The sequence below is a fragment of the Mycobacterium sp. TH-M11 genome (assembly GCF_057473725.1).
On record NZ_JBYCLD010000039.1, the window covers coordinates 1 to 8,638 of the forward strand.

6 protein-coding genes and 1 riboswitch are annotated in these 8,638 nt (G+C 64.8%); of the genes, 2 read left to right on the forward strand and 4 right to left on the reverse strand.

All coding sequences use genetic code 11. From position 1 onward, the window contains the following. A partial coding sequence (locus tag AC2VOG_RS01655; RefSeq protein WP_486938177.1) for an acyl-CoA thioesterase occupies positions 1–515 on the reverse strand: 515 nt, incomplete at its 3' end. Positions 516–634: 119 nt separating this feature from the next. Between AC2VOG_RS01655 and AC2VOG_RS01660 the strand changes: the two genes are divergently transcribed. Beyond that, positions 635–1,396, forward strand: a complete 762-nt coding sequence (locus tag AC2VOG_RS01660) for a lipase family protein (protein WP_486938178.1) — start codon at positions 635–637, stop codon at positions 1,394–1,396. 61 nt (positions 1,397–1,457) lie between these two features. Here AC2VOG_RS01660 and AC2VOG_RS01665 read toward each other — a convergent pair whose 3' ends face one another. From AC2VOG_RS01665 to AC2VOG_RS01675, 3 genes are all read right to left on the reverse strand, one after another. Beyond that, positions 1,458–1,676: an Rv1535 family protein gene (locus tag AC2VOG_RS01665; protein WP_486938179.1), complete on the reverse strand. Its 219-nt coding sequence runs from the start codon at positions 1,674–1,676 to the stop codon at positions 1,458–1,460. 268 nt (positions 1,677–1,944) lie between these two features. Continuing rightward, a riboswitch (M-box (ykoK) riboswitch) is annotated at positions 1,945–2,117 on the reverse strand. A gap of 69 nt (positions 2,118–2,186) precedes the next feature. Next, entirely contained in the window at positions 2,187–2,849 is a 663-nt protein-coding gene (locus AC2VOG_RS01670; protein WP_486938180.1) for a TetR/AcrR family transcriptional regulator, read from the reverse strand. After that, complete coding sequence (locus AC2VOG_RS01675; protein ID WP_486938181.1) at positions 2,846–3,970, reverse strand: NAD(P)H-dependent flavin oxidoreductase; 1,125 nt, start codon at positions 3,968–3,970, stop codon at positions 2,846–2,848. Before AC2VOG_RS01675 ends, AC2VOG_RS01670 begins: the two co-directional genes overlap by 4 nt. 929 nt (positions 3,971–4,899) lie before the next feature. Between AC2VOG_RS01675 and AC2VOG_RS01680 the strand changes: the two genes are divergently transcribed. Further along, a partial coding sequence (locus AC2VOG_RS01680; protein ID WP_486938182.1) for an acyltransferase domain-containing protein occupies positions 4,900–8,638 on the forward strand: 3,739 nt, incomplete at its 3' end.

Genomic DNA, 8,638 nt, shown 5'->3' on the forward strand with positions numbered 1-8,638 from the left:
ACCCACAGCGTCGACGCCGACGACAGGCTGGTTTCGACGTCGCCGCCAGAAAACGAACCGTCGGCAAAACGCATGTCGTACATGCCAACCCAGGTCGGAAGGTTCGTGTGGGCGGTGCGCGCAATCTCGTCTGGCGACGGCACCACCGGCGTGGCCGCTTCGGTGTCCGACCAGGTGTCGCGGTGGCTTCCGAACACCGCTGTCGCCGTCGTCTTGACCTCGCCGTTTTGGCTCAGCTCGGCGATCCAGTGTTGGTTGGTGCGGTTGGTACGCGGAGCACGACGGCAGATCTCGAAGTCACCATCGGCGATGGGCGCCGCGAAATTCAGTGTCAGGGCCACCGGTTCACCGAGGCAACCCGGATGCACTTCGATCGCGTGGAGGATCGCCGCAGCCGTGACGCCGCCGAAGGGACCGACCATGTTCGCCCACTCCGGCTGAGTCCGACCTCGCACGACTTCGTCGTCGACGACCGCGAGTTCGATCGCGCGGTCCAACGGGTGCAATCCGGGCATCGCTGACAGTCTCCTGAGTTCGACTATGTGCCAGGGGGGTTCGCGCCCCTCGCCGCCGCCCGTAGCCTACATCTGGCCAAACAAGCATCGGGACAGGTCGCGATCGCTAGACTTCGGATGTGGCATTCGATCCGGTGTTTGCTCGCGACGTCGTGCTGACGCTGGCCCAGGCCGCGTACACCGTGATGGACGGCAGCCCCGCCGCCCTACCGGCCGGATACCGCCAAACCGGCCTCATCCAGGCCGACACCGTGGCGCTCGCCGCGATGACCGATCCGCACCCGACGGTCGCCGCGATGACCAAGGACACCAACATCTTCGGGCTGATGGGGCGCAATCTGGCCGACCGCAGGGCATTCCTGTCATTTCGGGGCACGTCCGATGTCGCCGAGTGGTTGGCTGATATCGACGCGGTGCCCGATGACTACCGCCCGATCAGCGGGTTCGGACAGGTGCATTCGGGTTTTCAGGACATCTATGAACTCGTTCGCGCTGATATCGTGGCCCAGCTGGCCGCGGCAACCGCCGGCTGCGACCAGATTCTCGTTACCGGCCACAGTCTGGGGGCCGCGCTCGCGGTTCTCGCGGCACCGGATATCGCCCGCAACATGCCGCCGAACGCGATCGAACCCCGGCTGATCACATTCGCCGGGCCAAGCGTTGGTCTGAGCGACTTCGCCGCACATTTCAACGCCGTGATCGAAAGCTGTTACCGCGTTGTGAATTTCCTCGACATCGTGCCCTATCTGCCTCCTGCCCCGTACGTGCACGTGGGCGCGCAGATCACCGTCGACAGTGGTGGAGCGATCCAGGTCGGCTGGCGGCACAGTCTCGCCGCGTATCGCGACGGATTGTCGGCCTATATCGCGGCTCAGCAGTGACGCAGAACTCCCGGCACCGAAGCGGTCAAGCACCTCGGATGCCGGGAGTCTGGAACACCCTTCAGGCGCCTACCTCGATGACACCCGCGCGCCACAGCACGGCGTACAGCTGACGCAGCGGCACAGACAGCAGCCGAGCGGCTCCGTCGACCAGCGGGTCGCCGCCCATCAGGCGGGGGCGCGGCGAGGTCTTCGGCGTCACCGGTGCCGGGTCAGGCACCACCGTGAGCCGTGGCGCGGACGTCGGCGCTAGCACGTCGTCGTACAGAACAGCGGTCATGATCGCCTCCTACGCGTAAATCAAACGGGCACAATGCAATTGGGTGTCCGTCCGATACGGCGTCGAGCAGGCGAGAGGCTAGGTGAGCCGGAACTGACTCAGCTGCAAGCCGTGCGCCGCAGGCCGGATCGGGACGAAACGCCCGGATATCGATCCGGACTAGAACTGGAACTCATGCGTCCCTCACCTCCTCGCGGTCGCTCTACGTGCGGATTGACCGCACTTATCACACGCAAACAGAGGTACAGAACCCGAGCATCGTCGGGAGACCGCACCCCACTCGTCAGAGTTTCGGCACTACACGGCGTATCCGGATCATTTCCGGAAGCCACTTGGGCTCAACCCTTAAGCCGGGAGGAGCTGTCCTGACCCTGGGCGTCTCTCGACGTTCGGGGTCAGTGGCCTGTGTCCGTGTAGACGCCTCACCTAACGAGGTGCTTACCCGGTCGATGATGCACGAACATCGCGCCCGCGTCAAACCACCGCGCCGAACACGCTGACCAGCCGTTATCAATCAGTGCCGCCGGTCCCCCGGCTTTCCCTGGGCCGGAGGCCGTTGAGCGAAAACGCGACGACGATGTCCGCGACATCGGCCGCGCTGACGCCGTCGTCGGTGGTGAGGCGGCGATGTGCGAGCTGACCGATCAGCGCCGCCAAGCTGAACGCGAGCATCCGCGGTGGAGCGCTGATCACCGTGCCCAGTTGCTGGGCCACGATCATGTGCTTTTCGATGTCGTCGATGAACCGCTCGTAAATGCTGCCGAGATGCTTCTCGAACTGATCCCCCAGCGCGTAAGCATCACGCAGCAAGAGTTTGGTGCCGGCCTTATCGGCCTCGAAGAAATCCAGGACTGCATGCACGGCGATGCGCAGTGGCTCCCAATCCCGATCCGGCCGGTCGTTCGCCGCGGCGATGGCGGCTGCGATGTGGGCGCGCAGGGCCTCTCCCTCGGCGGCCATCAGCGCGTGGAAGAGCTCGTCTTTGGATTCGAAATACCAGTAGACCGACCCGTACGCCAAACCTGCCTCGGTGGCAATCTGCGAGATGGTGGTGGCATGAAAGCCGTTGCGCGCAAACACCTTCTTTGCCGCAAACATGATCTCGTCGCGACGCTTGATCTTGTCCTCTTTACTGACAGCCCGCCGCCTGCGGGTGCCCCCGCCGTCGGTCACTTGTCAACCACCCGATCCAGAAGCGCTACGGCGTCGATGAATTCGGCGACCATGTCCAGTACCACCGTCTTGGCCGGTTGAACCTTGTCCATCGAGCCCACAACCTGCCCGACAAAGTAGGTAGCCAGTTCACGAGCCTTGGAATCAGCTTGGGCAGCGGCCTTATTGATGCGGACTTGGGCATCGCCCACCAGCGCGGTCTGCAGCGGCATCTGCAGCGGGTCAGGATTGCCGCCGTCCTCCCATTCGTCGGTCCACGCCGTGCGCAGCATGCGCGCCGGCTTGCCGGTCAGCGAGCGCGAGCGCACGGTGTCCGACGAAGTGGCGGCAAGGAACTTGTCCCGCACGACAGTCGGGGTCTCCGCCTCCTCGGTGGTCAGCCACACCGAACCGCACCACACACCCTCGGCGCCCAACGCAAGAGCGGCGGCGATCTGGCGACCCCGCGCGATTCCCCCCGCCGCGAGAACCGGAACCGGCGCTACCGCGTCCACCACCTCGGGAACCAGCACCATTGTCGACACTTCACCGGTGTGCCCGCCAGCCTCGGTGCCCTGGGCCACGATCAGATCGACACCGGTCTCGGCGTGCCGCCGTGCGTGCCGGGTAGTCCCGGCCAGCGAAGCGACCAGGACATCGCAACCGTGCGCTCGGGTGACCAGGTCGGCGGGAGCGGGCCCGAGGGCGCTGGCAATGAGCCGGATGCGATGGCTGAACGCGACGTCGAGCAGCGGTTCGTATCCCTTGGGTGAGATGTTGAGCTGGCCGCGCGGCCGCCGCGCCGGATCGCTGGAAGGTCTTATCCCGTAACGGATTAAGATCTCGTCGACGAACTGACGGTGTTTCTCGGGTAACAATTCGCGAACTTGGTCGCCGTCGATGCCGCCCCGGTCGGCGCCCACGTATTTGGGCGGCAGCAGCAGATCGACACCGTAGGGCTTTCCTCCGGTTTGCTGTTCGATCCAGCTGAGTTCACTGTCCAGGCGTTCGGGGCTGTGCGCGACGGCCCCCAAGATGCCCAAGCCGCCGGCGTTGGAGACCGCGGCCACCACGTCTCGACAGTGACTGAACGCACAGATCGGGAACTCCACGCCAAGCATTTCTGCCACTCTCGTTCGCATCGCAGTGACGCTACGAATTACTGATTGGTATGTCAATATGCGTCACGACTTTATTGATTGACACGTCGATCGCACCTGCATTGAACTGACTGACATGTCAATCAAACTTTTCGTTTGCAAAAGCGAGTCTTTTTGGTCCTTTGGGATCAACCGAGCCAACGTCGGGTCCCGTACAACGACCCGGCGGAGAAAGCAACCAGAAAAATTCGCTTCAGCGGCAAAAAATTCGTGTGGAGTTCCCACGAACTGAAACACCACTGAGAATCGAGTAAGACACGGATAAAGAACGGTGTCACGAGTTGACGAGGCCTCTCCCTGACATCACGATTAGGAATCGCATCCCAATGATGGACAACGGCGCTGAATGAGTGTCTAATAACGTTCTCGACCCCAGAAAACCCTCTGACATGCAAGGACATCGCAGGAACAAGTTCCGACAGAGCCAACACCGGCGTAGCGGCCGGCGGCATCTCTGGGCGGGGGCCCGGCGTTCCGACTCCCGGCGCGGGTAGCACACGCGGATATTGCCATTAGGGGGAAGTGACTGCTTTGGAGGCAAAAGTCGGCGGTGCAGTAGACATCGATTCGAGTCCCAACTCGACCAACGATGGCAGAAAAACGACAACGTCGGTTGCCGTCGCCAGAGGTCCGTTTCCCGCGCACGTGAACACACATTCACCGAAACGTTTGCGGCAAGCCACGCCACGTGCTAAATATCTGGCCATCAAAATTCTGCGGGATCGACGGCATGCCGTTGGCCTTTTAGACCCGATTAGGTAACGCGCGCTTAACACGCCACGCGTTACGTACAGAAAGAAGGCAAATTGCATACTTCCGAGACGAATCACGCCCCGCTGTCGTACTTCGACTCAGGCCGGCCGACGCAGCCCAGCGGACAGGATCCGACGACACCGATCGCTGTCATCGGCATGTCGTGTCGGCTACCCGGTGGGATCGATTCCCCGGAGCAGTTGTGGGATGCGCTGCTACGCGGGGACGACCTCGTCAAGGAAGTACCGGCCCACCGCTGGGACATGGACCAGTACTACGACCCTGAGCCCGGGGTACCAGGTCGCTCGATTTCGAAATGGGCCGCGTTCCTCGACGACCCGACCGGCTTCGACGCCGACTTCTTCGGTATCGGCGATCGGGAAGCACTCGCGAGCGACCCGCAGCACCGCGTCCTTCTGGAAACTTCGTGGGAAGCCATGGAGCACGCCGGTCTGACGCCTGCCCAGATCGCCGGAACGCTGACCGGCGTTTTTGTCGGATTGACCCACTCCGACTATTCCTACCTCGCAGCGGACGCCGCTGCGTTGGAGGGGCCATACGGGTTCTCCGGCACCAATTTCAGCCTCGGATCCGGACGCATCGCGTACGCCCTGGGCGTGCACGGGCCGGCGGTCACCGTCGACACCGCCTGCTCCTCTGGCCTGTTGGCGGTCCATCTGGGGTGTCGCAGCCTGCACAGCGGCGAGAGCAACCTCGTGGTGGCCGCCGGCGCTTCAGTGAGCCTGGAACCGCGCAAATTCGCGGCAGGGTCGGCCGAAGGCATGCTGTCTCCCACCGGGCGCTGCCACGCGTTCGACGCCGCCGCCGACGGCTTCGCGGTCGCCGAAGGCAGCGTGGTGCTACTGCTCAAGCGGTTGACCGACGCGACAGCGGATGGCGATCGGATTCTGGCTGTCCTGCGCGGAACCGCGGCCAACCAAGACGGAAGGACCGTCAACATCTCGGTTCCCTCGGTCAAGGCGCAGACGGCCGTCTACCGCGCGGCGCTGGCCGCGGCCGGCGTCGACGCCGCTAGCGTCGGCATGGTCGAAGCGCACGGCCCTGGGACACCCATAGGTGACCCGATCGAATACGAAAGCCTTGCCAACGTCTACGGCATCACCAGCCCGACTGCACTGGCCTCGGTGAAGACCAACTTCGGACACGCCCAATCCGCTTCGGGTCCGCTCGGGCTGATGAAAGCGATATTGGCGCTACAGCACGGTGTGGTTCCCCGGAATCTGCACTTCGAGCGGCTACCGCAAGCCGTTGCCCCAATTCGGACCAAACTCTTTGTGCCACAGGACACCACGCCATGGCCGACCAACGGCGGACATCCCCGGCGGGCAGCGGTGTCGTCGTACGGCTTCTCCGGAACCAACGTGCACGCCGTCGTCGAACAGGCTCCCGTGGTGATTCCCGCCGAGGAAGAGCCAGCGCCGTCCGCTGACGGGCCGCTGGTGTTCGCGCTGTCGTCGACGTCGCCAGATGCGCTACGCCAGACTGCGGCACGCCTAGCGGACTGGGTCGACGCGCACGCACAGCAGATCACTGGCTCGGATCTGGGCTACACGCTTGCGCGCCGACGGGCGCACCGCCCGGTGCGGACCTCGGTGACAGCCGGCGACCTGCCGGAGTTGACGACCGCGCTGCGCGCGATCGCCGTAAACGACCTCCCCTACGAGCCGGCCGCCGGTCGCGACGACCGGGGTCCGGTGTGGCTGTTTTCCGGGCAAGGTTCGCAATGGGCTTCCATGGGCGCCGAATTACTCTCCAAAGAACCCGTTTTCGCTGCGACCATCGCGCAAGTGGAGCCGCTGATCGCCGCTGAGTCCGGGTTCTCGGTCACCGAGGCCATCTGTTCGTCGGCGACGGTGACCGGCATCGACCGGGTCCAGCCGACCATCTTCGCGATGCAGGTCGCCCTGGCCGCGACCTTGAAGGCGTACGGCGTGACGCCGGGAGCGGTCATCGGGCACTCGATGGGTGAAGCCGCCGCGGCCGTCGTAGCTGAAGCGTTGTCGCTCGAGGACGGGGTCCGGGTGATCTGCCGGCGATCCCGGCTGATGCTGCGCGTCTCGGGAACCGGCGCCATGGCCTCGGTGGAACTGCCGGCGCAGCAGGTGCTTTCCGAGCTGATGGCGCGCGGCGTCAAAGACGTCGTGGTAGCCGTGGTGACCTCGCCGAAGTCGACGGTGATCGGCGGGGCAACCGAATCCGTCCGTCAGCTGGTCGCGGCGTGGGAGGAGCGCGAAATCATGGCCCGCGAGGTCGCCGTCGACGTCGCGTCGCACTCCCCCCAGGTGGACCCGATCCTCGATGAGCTGGCCGAAGTCCTGGCCGAACTCGAACCGCGGCAGCCGCAGGTTCCGTATTACTCGGCCACCCACTTCGACCCACGCGACCTGCCGGACTGCGATGCCGACTACTGGGTCGACAATCTCAGGTACACAGTGCGATTCGCCTCAGCGGTGCAGGCGGCACTGGAAGACGGCTTCCGGGTGTTCGCCGAGATGGCGCCGCACCCGCTGCTGACCCATGCCGTCGACCAGAGCGCCGCCTCCCTGGACATGCGCGTGGCGGCATTGGCCGGCATGCGGCGCGAGCAACAGATGCCGCATGGGCTGCGCGATCTCCTCGGCGATCTGCACAGCGCCGGCGCGGTGGTGGACTTTTCGGTGATGTACCCGAGCGGGCAGTTGATCGACGCACCGCTGCCGTCTTGGACGCATCGTCAGTTCGTTTACGAAACCGGCATCAAAGACCTTCGCTCGCAGGGCATCAACACGGTGGCGGTGCACCCATTGCTGGGCTCGCACGTGCGCCTGCTCGAAGAGCCCGAACGGCACGCCTGGCACGCAGAGGTCGGCACCGCCGTACTACCGTGGCTGGCCGACCACAAAATCCACGGCATCGCGGTGCTGCCGGGCGCCGGTTATCTCGAGATGGCTCTGGCAGCGGGCCGCGAAATCCTTGGCGAGACAGCCGAAATCCGTGATGTCCGCTTCGAGCAGATGCTGCTGCTCGACGAAAAGACTACCGTCGGGGCCTCGGCCACAGTCAGCTCGCCGGGTATCGTCCGGTTCGCGGTCGAGGCCGAGCAGGAAGGCGAACGTGCCCGGCGGTCCAGCGCGGTACTGCAAGCCGGCGAAGGTGACGACCATCCGCCGGCCCACGATATCGCCGCGCTGCTCGCAGAGCACCCGCGCCGGGTCGACGGCAATGAGCTCAGACAAGGATTCGACCATCGCGGTCTGCAATACGGTCCGGCATTCAGCGGCCTGGCGGCGGTGTTGATCGGCGAGGGCGCGGTCGACACCGTGCTTGCCGAAGTTGCTCTGCCGCCGTCGATCCGGTCGCAGCAGACGGCCTACAACATCCACCCCGCGCTGCTGGACGCCTGCTTCCAGTCGATCGCCGCGCACCCCGCGATCCAGGCGGCCGGCATCGGCGGACTCATGCTGCCGCTGGGCGTCCGGCGGCTGCGGACTCTCGGCCCGGCCCGCGACGTCCGCTACTCCTACGCGCGGGTGATCCACGCCGATACCACCTGCGTCGAGGCCGACCTCCAGTTGCTGGACGAGCAGGGCGCGGTGGTGATCGCCGTGGCGGGTCTCCAGATCGGCAGCGGCACTTCCGAAGGCGCCAATCAGCAGCGGCTACTCAACGAGCGGCTGCTGACCATCGAGTGGCAGAAACGGGAACTCCCGGAGCCCGAGCACCGCGAAGCCGGAAACTGGCTGCTGATAAGCACTTCCACGGGCGCAGACGTCGTGGCTACCGCGCTCACCGATGCTTTGAAAGTCGCACACGCCCAGACCACCACCATGTGCTGGCCGCAAGTAGCCGATCACGAGTCGAATGCCGAGCTACTAGCCGGTCACCTCCGCGACGGCG

Bases quoted from the DNA above. Each gene is read 5' to 3' on its own strand.
- AC2VOG_RS01665 (WP_486938179.1), bottom strand. From the start codon at position 1,676: ATGACCGCTGTTCTGTACGACGACGTGCTAGCGCCGACGTCCGCGCCA.
- AC2VOG_RS01675 (WP_486938181.1), bottom strand. From the start codon at position 3,970: ATGCGAACGAGAGTGGCAGAAATGCTTGGCGTGGAGTTCCCGATCTGT.